Genomic DNA, 14,779 nt, shown 5'->3' with positions numbered 1-14,779 from the left:
TTTTTTTGTGCAGTTTTTTGCCAAAGTTACATATGGATAGGCTTGGCGAATGTGGCCAATGCGGCTTCGCGCACGGCTTCCGACATTGTCGGATGCGCATGCGTTGTACGCGCCAGATCCTCAGATGAGCCGCCAAATTCCATGAGAACCGTTGCCTCGTGAATCATCTCTCCGGCACCATAGCCAAGAATATGAACGCCCAGAACGCGATCTGTGGCCTTGTCAGCAAGAATTTTAACGAAACCGTCTGTATGCAGCATGGCACGGGCGCGGCCATTGGCAGTGAACGGAAATTTACCCGACTTATATTCGATACCAGCCGCCTTGAGTTCTTCTTCTGTTTTGCCAACAGAAGCAACTTCCGGCTGCGTATAAACAACGCTTGGAATGGCATCAAAATTGACATGACCAGCCTGTCCGGCGAGAATTTCGGCAACCGCGATACCTTCGTCTTCCGCCTTGTGCGCCAGCATGGGACCCTTGACCACATCACCTATGGCATAAATGCCGGAGACATTGGTCTGCCAATGATCGTTGATGGCAACGCGGCCGCGATCATCCACCTCGACACCTGCTTCTTTAAGACCGAGACCGTCTGTGTAGGGTCTGCGACCTGTGGATACGAGAACAACATTGGCCTCGATTGTCTGGGCATCGCCGCCTTTGACCGGCTCGAACGTAATCTTTGCGCCCTTGCCGGATTTCTCGACAGCGGTCACCTTGGCGGAGAGTTTGAATTCAATGCCCTGCTTTTCGAGCATGCGCTGGAACTGCTTCGAGACTTCGCCATCCATTGGTCCGAGAATCTTGTCAAGGAATTCGACCACTGTCACCTTGGCGCCAAGGCGCGCCCAAACCGAGCCAAGTTCCAGACCGATAACACCACCGCCAACGACAACAAGATGGTCCGGAACAGCCTCAAGCTCCAAAGCGCCCGTTGAAGAAATGATGACCTTCTCATCAAAAGCCACATCAACGCCCGGAATGCCTGCAACATCGGAGCCGGTGGCAATCACGATATTCTTTGCTTCGACTTCCTGAACCTTACCATCTTCACCGGTTACCGACACTTTGCCAGCAGCAAGGACCTTACCGGTACCAATGAACGTGTCGATCTTGTTTTTCTTGAACAGAAAGGCAACGCCATTCACATTGGCATCCACTGTCGCCTGCTTATGGGCAAGCATGGCCGGTAGATTGAGCTTTGGCGTACCCACATCAACGCCAAGCGTTGCGTGAGAATGCCCAGCCTCGTGGAAAACCTCAGAAGCGTGGAGCAAGGCCTTTGAGGGAATGCAGCCAATGTTCAGGCAAGTGCCGCCAAAGGTTGCGCGCTTTTCAATAACGGCGGTTTTTAGCCCGAGTTGTGCTGCCTTGATTGCGCACACATAGCCACCGGGGCCTGATCCGATGACGACGACATCATATGCCATGATTGATTCCTTTGTTTTAACTCACATAATTATTGTTGGGGAACGCATTCTTTGAAGCGGAACACTTCCCACGGAAACGTTTCGATCGGCTTTTCCAGCTTGAAGTTGAAATTGCTCATTGCGCCGGAGAGATTGGGCATCAGCAGAGCTTGCGCTGCCGGCTCTTTGGCTTGTGGAAGATAGTCGGCTTGTGCGCCGTCTTTCAGCGCATAAGGCACGCCCTCCCACACTGTACAAGCCGCCAGTTCATCACCTGTCGCATCGCCGCTTGGGCAATTATACATAATCAGCGCATTCGGCCTTGCAGCTTCGTCACGCATGACAACACCTTGAAGCTTCAAATCCGCGTCATTGCGCTGCAGGACAAACTCGTTTGATGTTGCAACAGGCTGATCTTCGGGAAAGTGCTTGAATGTCAGCGTGTAGTCATCGTCGCGGTCGGTATAGACAGCCCGATCCTGCGTACATGCGGCATAGGCCGAAGAGGCAAACAGAACTCCGAGCGCCGATATGGCAGCAAGACCTTGTTTTCTGGCGTTGGGGAAAAAAACAGTCATAGCTCTCTAGCTTGCCTGGCTGGTCGCGAGCTTGATACCGAGCCCGATAAAAACCATGCCGGTTACGCGATTGAACCACTTGCCCCAGGATACAAAGCGATCCCGCACTGACTGGATCGTAAAGAAGGTGGAAACCGCAACGAACCATGCAACCAGCGCAAGCGCCATGAACACGCCATAGCTAGCCTGAATCAAAACCGGTGTTTCATGACTGACCAGCGCCGAAAACAATGACAGGAAGAACAGGACGGCTTTCGGATTCAGCGCGTTTGTCACGAAACCCATGAGGAAAGAACGCCCATCGGAAATCTTCTTCTGCGGAACATTCTCGACGACATCCGCCGGTGCTTCCATGGCAGGTGCACGCAGGGCCTTGATCCCGAGATAAACGAGATAGGCCGCACCCGCCCACTTCAGCAAGCCAAACAGAAGCAGCGATTTTGATACAAGCAGACCAAGCCCGAGCACAGTGTAGCTAATGTGGAAAAGCAGTGAAGAGCCAATGCCGAGGCTCGTCATGATAGCGCTACGGCGGCCATGCACGATGCTCTGCCGGACAACAATGGCAAAGTCAGCTCCGGGCGAGACGATCATGATCGAAAAGACCGCCATCAGACCAAGGAATTCGTACATGTAGTGCGACATGCTTATTCTCCAGAGACGACATACTGGTGCCGGTCTGCTCCCGACCCGAGAGCAACCGGCACAGTTTTATTGCTTAGAGCGTTTTGCGTTTTGAGATTCAAAACGACGCTCTAAACCTTTATTTTTACGCAATTCCGGACGGAAAACCGCTACACACTTTTCCTGGAATTGCTCTAGAGATCGAGAACGAGACGCTCCGGATCTTCAAGGCTTTCCTTGACGCGAACGAGGAAGGTAACTGCTTCCTTGCCGTCAACAATACGATGGTCATAGCTCAAAGCCAGATACATCATCGGGCGGATGACAATCTGGCCGCCAACCACAACCGGACGATCCTGAATCTTGTGCATTCCAAGAATACCGGACTGCGGTGCGTTAAGGATCGGCGAAGACATGAGCGAGCCATAGACGCCACCATTGGAAATGGTGAATGTGCCGCCCTGCATGTCCGCCATCGACAGCGCGCCATCGCGTGCAGCTTTACCCAGACGGCCAATATCCTTCTCGATTTCCGCAATGGACATCTGGTCGGCATTACGCACGACCGGAACGACAAGGCCCTTATCCGTGCCGACGGCAACGCCGACATGGGCAAAATTCTTGTAGATGATGTCGGTGCCGTCAATCTCGGCATTAACCGCAGGAATTTCCTTCAAGGCATGGGTGACAGCCTTGGTGAAGAAACCCATGAAGCCGAGTTTGACACCATGCTTCTTCTCGAAAATTTCCTTGTAGCGGTTACGAAGGTCCATGACCGCAGACATATCCACCTCGTTATAGGTGGTAAGCATGGCAGCCGTGCTCTGCGCATCCTTGAGTCGGCGCGCAATGGTCTGGCGCAACCGTGTCATCTTCACGCGCTCTTCGCGCGAAGCATCATCTGGAGCGGAAGCCGGACGGGCAACGGCCTTCGGTGCTTCGGCAGCAGCCGGTTGCGACGTAAAGCCCTTGGCAACGGCATCAAGAACATCACCCTTGAGAACCTGGCCTCGCTTGCCGGAACCTTCGACCTGCGAAACAGATACACCTTTTTCGCTCAACAGCTTTGAAGCAGCCGGGGAAGCTGGCATTTCACTGGGCTTGCGCTCGGAAATAGGCGTATTGCCTGCAACCTGAGCAGCCTTGTTTTCTGCCTCACCTGTGGTTGCCGCTGAACCTGGGCCGGATGCCTGTGCTACCGCGTCAGGCTTGGCTTCTTCTTTCTTGGCAGGTGCAGCGGCCGCGCCCTCGCCGGAGCCGATCATGCCAAGCAAGGCGCCAACTTCAACCGTATCGCCTTCCTTGGCGGTAATTTCGGCAAGCGAACCAGCCGCCGCAGCGGGCACTTCAATGGTCACTTTGTCGGTCTCAAGCTCGACCAGCGGTTCGTCGACAGCAATAGCTTCGCCGACCTTCTTGAACCATTTGCCGATTGTTGCTTCGGAAACGGATTCGCCCAGTGTTGGGACGCGGATTTCGGTTGCCATATTCTCAGCTCTCGTTGATCTATTTTAACTGCTCAAAGCGACGTCACGTCGCTCTTTCTTTGTTTACTTATGAACCCAGAGCATCTTCAAGGAATGCTTCAAGTTGTGCAAGGTGCTTGGACATCAGGCCGGTCGCCGTTGAGGCTGCGGCAGGACGTCCGGTGTAACGGACCCGCTGATGCTTGGCATCAATATGCGCCAACACCCATTCCAGATAAGGATCGATAAAGGCCCAGGCACCCATATTCTTGGGCTCTTCCTGACACCAGACCATCTCCGCATTGCGGAAACGCGAGAGTTCCGTGATCAGCGCCTTGGCCGGGAACGGGTAAAGCTGTTCGACGCGCAGCAGATAAACATCATCGATACCGCGCTTTTCCCGCTCTTCGTAAAGATCGTAATAGACCTTGCCGGAGCAGAGAACCACACGGCGGATTTTCGAATCCTTCTGCAGCTTGATCGGCTGATCCTTCAGCAGCTGCGCATCATCCCACAACAGACGGTGGAAGGAGGAATCGCCGGTGAAATCGCTGATCGACGATACCGCACGCTTATGACGCAGCAGAGATTTCGGCGTCATCAGGATCAGCGGCTTGCGGAAGTCGCGTTTCATCTGGCGGCGCAGAATATGGAAGTAATTTGCAGGTGTTGTGCAATTTGCAACCTGCATATTGTCTTCCGCACAAAGCTGCAAATAGCGCTCAAGACGAGCTGAAGAGTGCTCCGGACCCTGACCTTCATAGCCGTGTGGCAGCAGGCAAACCAGGCCCGACATACGCAGCCATTTACGCTCACCCGATGAGATGAACTGGTCAAATATGACCTGCGCGCCATTGGCAAAGTCACCAAACTGAGCTTCCCAAAGGGTAAGCGCGCGCGGATCGGACAGCGAATAGCCATACTCAAACCCAAGGACAGCCTCTTCCGAAAGCATCGAATTGATGACTTCGTAAATAGCCTGACCTTTTTGAAGATTGTTCAGCGGAATGTAGCGTTGTTCCGTGTCCTGATCATAGAGCACCGAATGCCGCTGGCTGAATGTACCGCGCTCGACGTCCTGACCTGACAGGCGAACGGGATGCCCCTCAATTGCCAGTGAGCCGAATGCCAGTGCTTCTGCCGTCGCCCAATCGAAACCTTCGCCGGTCTCGACCATCTTGGCGCGATTATCCTGAAAGCGCTGAATGGTGCGGTGAACATTGAAGCCCGCTGGCACTTCTGCCAGCTTCTTGCCGATTTCCTTTATGGTCTTCAGCGGAAGCCCGGTTTTGCCACGGCGCTGCTCATCAGCATTGTCTGCTGTGCGCAAGCCGCTCCAGGCGCCATCCAGCCAATCGGCCTTGTTGGGCTTGTAGTGTTGACCGGCCTCAAATTCCTGCTCGAGGTTTTCGCGCCATGTGGCGCGCAGCTTTTCAAGATCGGCTTCAGTAATCAGGCCTTCTTCGATCAGCTTGGAGGAATAGAGCTGTACAGTCGTTTTCTGGCCGCGAATGGTCTTGTACATCAGCGGCTGCGTGAATGCAGGCTCATCGCCCTCATTATGGCCGAAGCGGCGATAGCAGAACATATCAATGACGACCGGCTTGTGGAAGGTCATGCGATATTCGGTGGCAATCTTCGCCACATAAACAACGGCTTCCGGATCGTCACCATTGACGTGGAAAATCGGCGCCTCAATCATCTTCGCCACATCGGATGGATAGGGCGAGGAACGCGAGAAACGCGGATTGGTGGTAAAGCCGATCTGGTTATTGATGATGAAATGCACCGTACCGCCGACGCGATGACCGCGCAGACCGGAAAGGCCAAGACACTCGGCAACAACGCCCTGACCAGCAAATGCCGCATCGCCATGCAGCAGCAGCGGCATGATCTTGGCACGCTCGGAAAGCGGCACAACTTCATCACGGTCGCGGCCGGCGAGCAGATCCTGCTTGGCACGGGCCTTACCCATGACAACCGGATTTACAATTTCCAGGTGCGAGGGATTGGCTGTCAGTGACAGATGCACCTTGTTGCCGTCAAATTCGCGATCCGACGAAGCACCAAGATGATATTTTACGTCACCCGAACCTTCCACGTCATCCGGTGCGTAAGAACCGCCCTTGAACTCGTGGAAAATGGCGCGATGCGGCTTGCGCATGAACTGGCTAAGCACGTTGAGGCGTCCACGGTGAGCCATGCCAAGGACGATTTCCTTGAGGCCCATCGAGCCGCCACGCTTGACAATCTGTTCCAGCGCCGGAATCAGCGATTCCGCACCATCAAGACCGAAGCGCTTGGTGCCTTTATATTTGACATCAATGAACTGTTCAAAGCCTTCAGCCTCGACCAGCTTGGAAAGGATCGCCTTCTTGCCTTCTGCGGTAAAGGCAACGCCTTTATCCGGGCCTTCTATGCGTTCCTGAATCCATGACTTTTCCACCGGATCGGAAATGTGCATGAACTCCACACCGATCGTCGAGCAATAGGTGCGCTGCAGGATATCGAGCATCTGCGGAATGGTCGCATATTCAAGACCCAGCACATTATCGATGAAGATCTTGCGATCATAATCGGCTGGTGAGAAACCGTAGCTCTCTGGCGACAGCTCGTTATAGTCTTCCTTGACCTCGGCCAATCCCAGCGGATCAAGCTTGGCATGTAGATGACCACGCATGCGGTAAGCCCGGATCATCATGATGGCGCGAACAGAATCGCGCGCCGCATGAATGATGTCGGAGTCAGATGCCTTCGCTCCGGCAGCGCCGTTTGTTGCCGCTGCGCCGTTGGTGCCTTTCGACTTCAGCTTGTCCGTAATGTGCTTTTCGACTTCGCCCCAATTGCCATCAAGAGCAGAAACCAGCTCGCCATTACCCGCGATTGGCCAATTTGGCTTTTCCCAGGACGCACCCTTGGCGTTTTTCTGGATATCGTCTTTATTATCGCCGAGATTGGCAAAGAATTCCTGCCATTCAGCATCCACCGATGCCGGGTCTTTCTCGTATTGTGCGTGAAGTTCCTCGATATAATGGGCATTGCCACCATAGAGAAATGAAGTGAGGGCAAAAAGATCGTTGGCCTGTTCTTGACGTGCCATATTCGTGACCGGAGCTGTGCCCCGTCTCCCTTGATAAGAGCGCACCGGCCTTCCGGTGCCACCCTGGGTGAGGCTCGCTCAAGCTATGAGCGTCCCCGCGGATTGATCAGGGCAGCAACTGCCCCGATCCTTCTTAGCTCTGATAAAGGCGAAAGTTCGCCTCCTTTAAGGTCTTATCCCTTAAGGACTTCGACCAATGTCTTTCCAAGCTGCGCAGGCGATGGCGAAACGCGGATACCCGCTGCTTCCATTGCTGCGATCTTGTCTTCAGCGCCGCCCTTGCCGCCGGAAATAACTGCGCCGGCATGACCCATGGTACGTCCGGGAGGAGCCGTACGTCCGGCGATGAAACCGGCCATTGGCTTCTTGCGGCCGCGCTTTGCTTCATCAGCAATAAACTGCGCTGCGTCTTCTTCCGCCGAGCCGCCGATTTCACCGATCATGATGATCGACTTGGTTTCTTCGTCAGCTAGGAACATTTCCAAGACGTCGATGAACTCGGTGCCCTTTACAGGATCACCGCCGATACCGACAGCTGTTGTCTGGCCAAGGCCTTCATTGGTCGTCTGGAACACTGCTTCATAAGTAAGCGTGCCGGAGCGCGATACAACACCCACCGAACCCTTCTTGAAGATATTGCCCGGCATGATGCCGATCTTGCATTCTTCAGGGGTGAGAACACCCGGGCAGTTCGGTCCGATCAGGCGTGACGACGAACGGTCAAGGCGAGCCTTGACACGAACCATATCCATGACCGGAATGCCTTCGGTGATGCAGATGATCAAAGGAATCTCTGCTTCAATGGCTTCCAGAATGGCTTCCGCAGCGCCTGCAGGCGGAACGTAGATCACGGAAGCATTTGCGCCGGTCCGGTCTTTGCCTTCGGCAACCGAAGCAAAAATCGGCAACTGCGCGCTCGAACCGGTAGGCAGATTGCCTTCCCAGGTCTCGCCACCCTTCTTCGGGTGAATGCCGCCAACCATCTGTGTACCGTAATAGGCAAGAGCCTGTTCGGTGTGGAATGTGCCGGTCTTACCGGTCAGGCCCTGAACGAGAACCTTGGTGTCTTTGTTAACAAGAATAGACATGCCTTAGTTTCCCTTCACAGCCTTGACGATTTTCTGCGCCGCATCATCCAGATCATCGGCGGAGACGACATTCAGACCACTTTCATTGATGATCTTCTTGCCGAGTTCAGCATTGGTGCCTTCGAGGCGAACAACCAGCGGCACCTTGAGGCCAACTTCCTTGACCGCAGCGATAACACCTTCTGCGATGATGTCGCATTTCATGATGCCGCCGAAGATATTGATCAGAATACCTTTTACAGCTGGATCAGCAGTGATGATCTTGAACGCAGCCGTTACCTTCTCCTTGCTGGCACCACCGCCAACATCGAGGAAGTTTGCTGGCTCCGCGCCATAGAGCTTGATGATATCCATCGTTGCCATGGCAAGACCTGCACCATTGACCATGCAGCCAATATTGCCATCAAGAGCGACATAGGCGAGGTCATATTTGGATGCCTCGATTTCCTTCTCGTCTTCTTCGGTGGTGTCGCGCAGCTCGACCACATCCGGATGACGGAAGAGAGCATTGCCATCAAATGAAACCTTGGCATCCAGAACACGCAGACGACCGTCTTTCATGACGATCAGCGGGTTCACTTCGAGCAGGCTCATGTCCTTCTCGGTGAAAGCCTTGTAGAGAATCGGGAAAAGCTTTTCGCCATCGGCGCGTGCTTCGCCGCTCAAACCATAAGCATCGCTAATCGTCGCGATATCTTCTGCCGTAACGCCTTTTTCAGGGTCGATTGCAACAGTGATGATCTTTTCAGGCGTATCGTGAGCAACAGCTTCAATATCCATGCCGCCTTCCGTGGAAACCACGAATGCGGGACGGCCAACAGCACGGTCGACCAGGATCGACAGATAAAGTTCGCGATCAATATCAGCGCCATCTTCGATGTAGAGGCGATTGACCTGCTTACCAGCGGGACCGGTCTGCTTGGTAACCAATGTGTTGCCGAGCATTTCCTTGGCATTTGCAACAACTTCCTCGACGGACTTGGAGAGGCGCACACCGCCCTTTGCATCCGGACCGAGTTCCTTGAACTTGCCTTTACCGCGCCCACCGGCATGAATCTGGCTCTTCACCACATAAAGCGGACCGGGCAGTGTCTTTGCCCATTCTTCCGCCTGCTCGACCGAGTAAACGGCAACACCATTGGCAATTGGCGCACCAAATGTGTGCAGCAGACGCTTGGCCTGATATTCATGAATATTCATATGATATTTCCTCTACGAATAATCCTGAGCCGTAGCTCAGGATCGTTTCAGAATTGTTTCGTGAACCAAATTACTTGAGGTTCGGTGCGATATTGATGCAAGCTTCACAAAGCCCGGCAACCGAAGCCACCGAAGCTTCAAACTGCTTTTCTTCTGCCTTGTTCAAGTCGATTTCGATAACGCGCTCGACACCGCCTGCGCCGATAATGACCGGCACGCCCACATACATATCCTTAACGCCATACTGGCCGGAAAGATGCGCAGCGACAGGAAGAACACGCTTTTTGTCCTTGAGGAAGGCCTCAGCCATCTGAACGGCCGAGGAAGCAGGCGCGTAGAAGGCAGAGCCGGTCTTGAGCAGACCAACGATTTCGGCACCGCCGTCGCGGGTACGCTGGATGATCTGATCGAGCTTTTCCTGGCTGGTCCAGCCCATCTTCACCAGGTCCGGCAGCGGGATACCGGCAACAGTCGAATAGCGCGCGAGCGGAACCATGGAGTCGCCATGGCCACCGAGAACGAAAGCGGTGACATCTTCAACCGAAACCTTGAATTCATCGGCAAGGAAATAGCGGAAGCGTGCGCTGTCCAGAATGCCGGCCATGCCGACAACCATGTTTTTTGGCAGACCGGAAAATTTCTGCAGCGCCCAGACCATTGCGTCGAGCGGGTTGGTGATGCAGATCACGAAAGCGCCGGGGGCGTATTTCTTGATGCCCGCGCCGACCTGCTCCATGACCTTTAGATTGATGCCGAGAAGATCGTCGCGGCTCATGCCCGGCTTGCGGGGCACACCGGCGGTGACAATGACAACATCTGCGCCTTCAATGGCTGCATAGTCGTTGGCGCCGGTAAGCTTGGCGTCGAAATCATCAACCGGGGAGGACTGAGCAATGTCGAGACCTTTGCCCTGAGGCGTCCCTTCTGCGATGTCGAAAAGAACGATGTCGCCGAGCTCTTTGAGCCCGATCAGATGTGCAAGCGTTCCACCGATCATACCTGAGCCGATGAGGGCGATTTTGTTACGTGCCATGCTGGATACTTCCCTGATCTGAAGTTTTGCCTGAACTTAATGCCTTAACCGACGTCAAAGACCAAAATAACGATTATCAGAAATGCTTGTCGGCAATCTGTCGCCATATGCCTCTGCGTTGGGTGGTTCGAATATTCCTCTTTCAAAAATAACTCAACTTAAAATTTTCCCCTCAATGAATTCAATCGTTTAGATTTGATGGGACTTACGTAAACGTCAATCAGATTTAGCATTTTGAGCTATTTCGAGAGTCTCTTTACACGCCAAAAGTATCAGTCTCATGAAGCTGCGGCCGTTGGGCGGGCGGCACCTTCAAGATACTCTTCGCTTTGCATTTCGAACAGCCGTGATGCGGTGCGGTCAAATTCAAAAGCCTCAGTTCCGCGGTTGGCGACATAAAGTTTATCGGGAGAAGCGGCGGCTGAGATCACGATGTGCACGTGATTGTCATAGAGAATATCGATAAGGATAATGAAACGCTTGGCCTCATTCCTGCGCGCGTGATCGAGCACAGGCACCGCGTCGATGAAAATCGTCTTGTATCGTTGGATGATGGCTACGTAGTCCGCCGCCCCGAGCGGTTTGGAGCAGAGATCAGCAAAGGTAAATCGTGCCGCGTTGCTGCCGGCCTTCGGTATAACCACCGAGCGGCCCTTTACCGTCACGCTGTCGGACGCGACTGTCGCGCCTTCGGTGGCTGCGTGCCATGCCTCATCCATCAAACGATTCGATTCATCGTTCAGAGGGGAAAGATAAACCGGCATGCGATTAAGCTTCTCCAGCCGGTAATCGGTGCGCGCATCCAGATTGATGACGTCCACATGGGTTTTTAGCAAATCAATGAACGGCAGGAACAGCTGGCGATTGAGCCCGTCGCGATAAAGGTTATCGGGCAAAACGTTAGAGGTGGCAACAAGGACAACGCCGCGTTCGAACAAGGCTCGAAACAGGCGCGACAGGATCATGGCATCGGCAATATCCGTAACCGTGAACTCATCGAAACAGAGCACCCATGATTGTTCAGCCAGAGCGTCGGCAACAGGCGGTATCGGATCCTCCTGTTTTGTTTCGCCGTTCTTGAGAGCCTTGCGATGCGCATTGATACGCTCGTGAACATCGGCCATAAAATCGAGAAAATGGGCACGGCGCTTGCGTTTTACCGGGACAAGTTGATGAAACATGTCCATGAGCATGGTTTTGCCCCGTCCAACTTCACCGTAAATATAAAGGCCCTTGACGATCTCGTTGCGCGGGGATTTCCGACTGAAAAGCCAACCCAGGGCACTGGATTTCGTCGCAAGACGCTTCGTTGCGACATCGCGGATAAGCCGGTCGAAACGCAAGGCCAGCTGCTGTTGCGCGGGGTCCATATCAAGCTCCCCCGACTGAACGAGCGCCTGGTAGCGCTCGTTCACCGAGGGAAACACTTTCAGATTATCATGCGACATGCGGGAAGCAGTCTCTCAAGGCCGCGCCTTGTTTTTAGCGCGAGAGCGTCAGGTTCTGTCCACCGGATGTCTGACCGTCAAACTTTGACCCACCTGACGAATAAAGCCGCGCCACAGTACCGCCTGCTGCATCATACAGGGTAAGCTGCTTGCCACTGACTGCCCACGAGGACAGCGTTGCTAGCTCGCCGGGGCAACGAAGCGGACCGGCGCGATAACCCTGGCCAAATTTTGTCTGCGGAGTCGCAATCTTGCAGCTCTGACCGCCCATACTCGCATTCCATACACCGGCCACGCTGCCAGCGGTAAGGTCAGGCGCGTTTTCAGGCGGCAACGATGCCACTTGCGTATTGGGTTGAGCGCTTGGAGCCGCGCCAGCAGTGGTTGGCGCCGTCGGAAACTGATTGCCGCCGGGCGGTGGAAGCTGGCTCTGCCTGACAGAGCCGGAAGGAGCCGCTTGCAACGGTGCTGGTCCCGAATCCATCGGTTCCATCCGCGAACTCTGGCATCCGGCCAACACCATGCCAACAGCGGCAACGGTCAGCAAATTGACCTTCAAAGTTCCCATAACCTCAGTTCTCCATCTGCATAATCTGATTCGGGAATACCAACCCATTCCCCTGTGATTAACCATGATACAATGGCCATCTGGCCGAAATTCTCAACCCAAATACCAAAAAAACCACCGTTCAACGGCATTTCCATTGGCAAATGCACCCAAAAGCTGGCCGGAATGACAATATCGCCACACATGACCGCGCCAGCCTTTCGGTCAGTTGAGTCGCATTACCCAGTTTAAGCATTTCAAGGTGAATAAAGTCTTATTATGTCGTGCGAAGCTGCGACCAAAATTTAAAGCCCAAACCCATTGAACTTCCACAAGTGCCGACGTATTTCTTGACAATGTCAGTCATAAATAAAACACCCCAGAGAATTCGTCACGAAACCCGCCTTCGCGTGCTTGAGGTTCAAGCTGTGAGGCATTTGACGCCGCTCATGTTGCGCGTCACCCTTGCTGGAGATCAACTCGAAGGTTTTACCAGCCCCGGATATGGCGATCACATCAAGATTTTCTTTTCGCCGCCTGGTGAAGAGCCTGTATTGCCGACACTTGGCCCCGATGGCGTTACCTTCCCGGAAGGCAAACCACGACCGCAAATGCGCGATTATACACCGCGCAATTATCACCCCGCCACCAACACGCTTGATGTCGATTTCGTCCTGCATGGGGATGGGCCAGCCTCAAGCTGGGCTGCCCAGGCTGCTATTGGACAGAAGCTCGTGATCGGCGGGCCCCGAGGCTCGATGATTGTTTCCGATGCCTTCGACTGGTATTTTCTGGCGGGAGACGAGACTGCGCTCCCTGCAATCAGCCGCCGGTTGGAAGAACTCCCTGCTTCATCCCGTGCCATCGCAGTCATAGAAGTGGCCGGTAAGGAAGAAGAGCAATCGATCAACACCGACGCAAATGCCGAGATCATCTGGGTTCATCGCAATGGCGCTGAAGCCGGGAATAATGATCTACTGCTACGGAAAATTGAGACGCTCGATCTGCCAAGCGGCGATTGCTATGCTTTCATAGCCAGCGAAAGCATCGCTTCAAAAGCAATACGCCAATATCTGGTTGAGCATCGTGGCCTGAACGGCGAATGGGTAAAAGCAGCGGGCTATTGGCTGCGCGGCGTTGCAGACGCGCACGAGCCGCATTGATCTCTTGACGTTGCGACGTTGAAACGGGTCAGTTAGGCTCGTCTGCAACTCATGGGAGCAGTCATGTCACAGCCAACGAATACCCGTATCGTTCTCGCCTCTCGCCCTGAGGGGCGGGTCAAACCTGGGAACTTCCGGATAGAAGAAGCCGCGATCCCAACGCCCCGTGATGGCGAAGTGCTACTCAAAATCCTCTATCTGTCGCTCGATCCTTATATGCGCGGCCGGATGGATGATGCAAAATCCTATGCAGCCCCTGTCGCGATAGATGCTGTGATGGAGGGCGGCACCGTAGCGGAGGTTATTGAAAGCAGGCATCCCGGCTATAAAAATGGAGATTTTGTTCTTTCGCATTCTGGCTGGCAAAGCTATGCGATTTCCGACGGCAGCGGTTTGCGTAAGCTCGACCCTGAAGTCGCACCACTTTCAACCGCCGTTGGCATCCTCGGCATGCCGGGCTTTACGGCTTATACGGGCTTACTCACGATTGGCCAGCCGAAACCCGGCGAAACCGTTGTCGTTGCGGCTGCCAGTGGTCCGGTCGGCTCCACTGTCGGCCAGATTGCAAGGCTAAAAGGAGCGCGTGCCATAGGCATTGCAGGTGGCCCAGAAAAATGCGCTTTCATCAGGGATGAACTTGGCTTCGAAGCAGCAATAGACCACCACTCGCCTGACTTTTCCGAACAGTTAAAGCTGGCATGCCCGGATGGAATTGACGTCTATTTCGAGAATGTCGGCGGCGCTGTCTGGGACGCTGTCTTTCCGCTGCTGAATACGTTTGCTCGCATACCGGTTTGCGGCCTCATCGCCCAATATGATGGCCTTGATACGTCCGGTAAGGACCGTCTCCCCCATCTCATGCGCGATGTCCTGAAGAAGAGCCTCCTGATACGCGGTTTCATACAGCGGGAGTTCGTGGATCAGCGCCCAGCCTTCACTGAAGATATGGGAAAGTGGCTGCAGAGCGGTGAGGTGAAGTATCGCGAGGATATTGTCGAGGGCCTCGCCAATGCGCCAGAAGCCTTTATGGGACTGCTTCAGGGGCACAATTTCGGAAAACTGGTTATCCATGTGACAGATTGAGCAAATGATGCGCGCCGCCAATGCTTGCAGGGACTGG

The 14,779-nt window shown here is 54.2% G+C and carries 13 protein-coding genes; 2 read left to right on the top strand and 11 right to left on the bottom strand.

Annotated features, from left to right (window positions below):
- Positions 1 to 26 precede the first annotated feature (26 nt).
- The 11 genes from lpdA to ACTJI9_RS12075 all read right to left on the bottom strand — a co-directional run bounded on the left by lpdA (position 27) and on the right by ACTJI9_RS12075 (position 12,702).
- Positions 27 to 1,433 (bottom strand): dihydrolipoyl dehydrogenase, encoded by a 1,407-nt coding sequence (gene lpdA, locus ACTJI9_RS12125; protein ID WP_440808253.1) that lies wholly within the window; start codon positions 1,431 to 1,433, stop codon positions 27 to 29.
- 29 nt (positions 1,434 to 1,462) lie between these two features.
- A complete protein-coding gene (locus tag ACTJI9_RS12120; RefSeq protein WP_440808251.1) occupies positions 1,463 to 1,990 on the bottom strand; it encodes a hypothetical protein in 528 nt (175 codons plus the stop codon).
- Positions 1,991 to 1,996: 6 nt separating this feature from the next.
- Entirely contained in the window at positions 1,997 to 2,635 is a 639-nt protein-coding gene (locus ACTJI9_RS12115; RefSeq protein ID WP_337354184.1) for a LysE family translocator, read from the bottom strand.
- A gap of 173 nt (positions 2,636 to 2,808) precedes the next feature.
- Complete coding sequence (odhB, locus tag ACTJI9_RS12110) at positions 2,809 to 4,101, bottom strand: 2-oxoglutarate dehydrogenase complex dihydrolipoyllysine-residue succinyltransferase (RefSeq protein ID WP_115054436.1); 1,293 nt, start codon at positions 4,099 to 4,101, stop codon at positions 2,809 to 2,811.
- A 67-nt stretch (positions 4,102 to 4,168) separates the two neighbouring features.
- Positions 4,169 to 7,180 (bottom strand): 2-oxoglutarate dehydrogenase E1 component, encoded by a 3,012-nt coding sequence (locus tag ACTJI9_RS12105; protein WP_115054437.1) that lies wholly within the window; start codon positions 7,178 to 7,180, stop codon positions 4,169 to 4,171.
- A gap of 173 nt (positions 7,181 to 7,353) precedes the next feature.
- Positions 7,354 to 8,268, bottom strand: a complete 915-nt coding sequence (sucD, locus tag ACTJI9_RS12100) for a succinate--CoA ligase subunit alpha (RefSeq protein ID WP_115054438.1) — start codon at positions 8,266 to 8,268, stop codon at positions 7,354 to 7,356.
- Between the two features lie 3 nt (positions 8,269 to 8,271).
- Positions 8,272 to 9,468, bottom strand: a complete 1,197-nt coding sequence (gene sucC, locus ACTJI9_RS12095; RefSeq protein WP_307281321.1) for an ADP-forming succinate--CoA ligase subunit beta — start codon at positions 9,466 to 9,468, stop codon at positions 8,272 to 8,274.
- A gap of 70 nt (positions 9,469 to 9,538) precedes the next feature.
- The gene (mdh, locus tag ACTJI9_RS12090; protein ID WP_115054440.1) at positions 9,539 to 10,501 is read right to left on the bottom strand and encodes a malate dehydrogenase; all 963 of its coding nucleotides are present in this window, start codon (positions 10,499 to 10,501) and stop codon (positions 9,539 to 9,541) included.
- 278 nt (positions 10,502 to 10,779) lie between these two features.
- The gene (zapE, locus tag ACTJI9_RS12085; RefSeq protein WP_336440357.1) at positions 10,780 to 11,949 is read right to left on the bottom strand and encodes a cell division protein ZapE; all 1,170 of its coding nucleotides are present in this window, start codon (positions 11,947 to 11,949) and stop codon (positions 10,780 to 10,782) included.
- Positions 11,950 to 11,983: 34 nt separating this feature from the next.
- Positions 11,984 to 12,517, bottom strand: a complete 534-nt coding sequence (locus tag ACTJI9_RS12080; RefSeq protein WP_115054442.1) for a protease inhibitor Inh/omp19 family protein — start codon at positions 12,515 to 12,517, stop codon at positions 11,984 to 11,986.
- Positions 12,505 to 12,702: a hypothetical protein gene (locus tag ACTJI9_RS12075; RefSeq protein WP_307281329.1), complete on the bottom strand. Its 198-nt coding sequence runs from the start codon at positions 12,700 to 12,702 to the stop codon at positions 12,505 to 12,507. The genes ACTJI9_RS12080 and ACTJI9_RS12075 overlap by 13 nt, the downstream gene beginning before the upstream one ends.
- Positions 12,703 to 12,852: 150 nt before the next feature.
- On the opposite strand from ACTJI9_RS12075, the gene ACTJI9_RS12070 reads away from it, so the two are divergent.
- Both ACTJI9_RS12070 and ACTJI9_RS12065 read left to right on the top strand, forming a co-directional pair.
- A complete protein-coding gene (locus tag ACTJI9_RS12070) occupies positions 12,853 to 13,659 on the top strand; it encodes a siderophore-interacting protein (RefSeq protein WP_440808245.1) in 807 nt (268 codons plus the stop codon).
- A 63-nt stretch (positions 13,660 to 13,722) separates the two neighbouring features.
- A complete protein-coding gene (locus ACTJI9_RS12065; protein WP_440808242.1) occupies positions 13,723 to 14,742 on the top strand; it encodes an NADP-dependent oxidoreductase in 1,020 nt (339 codons plus the stop codon).
- Positions 14,743 to 14,779 lie beyond the last annotated feature (37 nt).

Source organism: Phyllobacterium sp. 22552 (assembly GCF_052044585.1).
Lineage (GTDB): Bacteria > Pseudomonadota > Alphaproteobacteria > Rhizobiales > Rhizobiaceae > Phyllobacterium > Phyllobacterium ifriqiyense.
This window is presented reverse-complemented; position numbering and strand designations above follow the sequence as displayed.

What these genes read in the sequence shown, in the direction of transcription:
- lpdA (WP_440808253.1), bottom strand. Translation starts at nt 1,433, where the DNA reads ATGGCATATGATGTCGTCGTCATCGGATCAGGCCCCGGTGGCTATGTG.
- ACTJI9_RS12120 (WP_440808251.1), bottom strand. Translation starts at nt 1,990, where the DNA reads ATGACTGTTTTTTTCCCCAACGCCAGAAAACAAGGTCTTGCTGCCATA.
- ACTJI9_RS12115 (WP_337354184.1), bottom strand. Translation starts at nt 2,635, where the DNA reads ATGTCGCACTACATGTACGAATTCCTTGGTCTGATGGCGGTCTTTTCG.
- odhB (WP_115054436.1), bottom strand. Translation starts at nt 4,101, where the DNA reads ATGGCAACCGAAATCCGCGTCCCAACACTGGGCGAATCCGTTTCCGAA.
- ACTJI9_RS12105 (WP_115054437.1), bottom strand. Translation starts at nt 7,180, where the DNA reads ATGGCACGTCAAGAACAGGCCAACGATCTTTTTGCCCTCACTTCATTT.
- sucD (WP_115054438.1), bottom strand. Translation starts at nt 8,268, where the DNA reads ATGTCTATTCTTGTTAACAAAGACACCAAGGTTCTCGTTCAGGGCCTG.
- sucC (WP_307281321.1), bottom strand. Translation starts at nt 9,468, where the DNA reads ATGAATATTCATGAATATCAGGCCAAGCGTCTGCTGCACACATTTGGT.
- mdh (WP_115054440.1), bottom strand. Translation starts at nt 10,501, where the DNA reads ATGGCACGTAACAAAATCGCCCTCATCGGCTCAGGTATGATCGGTGGA.
- zapE (WP_336440357.1), bottom strand. Translation starts at nt 11,949, where the DNA reads ATGTCGCATGATAATCTGAAAGTGTTTCCCTCGGTGAACGAGCGCTAC.
- ACTJI9_RS12080 (WP_115054442.1), bottom strand. Translation starts at nt 12,517, where the DNA reads ATGGGAACTTTGAAGGTCAATTTGCTGACCGTTGCCGCTGTTGGCATG.
- ACTJI9_RS12075 (WP_307281329.1), bottom strand. Translation starts at nt 12,702, where the DNA reads ATGTGTGGCGATATTGTCATTCCGGCCAGCTTTTGGGTGCATTTGCCA.
- ACTJI9_RS12070 (WP_440808245.1), top strand. Translation starts at nt 12,853, where the DNA reads ATGTCAGTCATAAATAAAACACCCCAGAGAATTCGTCACGAAACCCGC.
- ACTJI9_RS12065 (WP_440808242.1), top strand. Translation starts at nt 13,723, where the DNA reads ATGTCACAGCCAACGAATACCCGTATCGTTCTCGCCTCTCGCCCTGAG.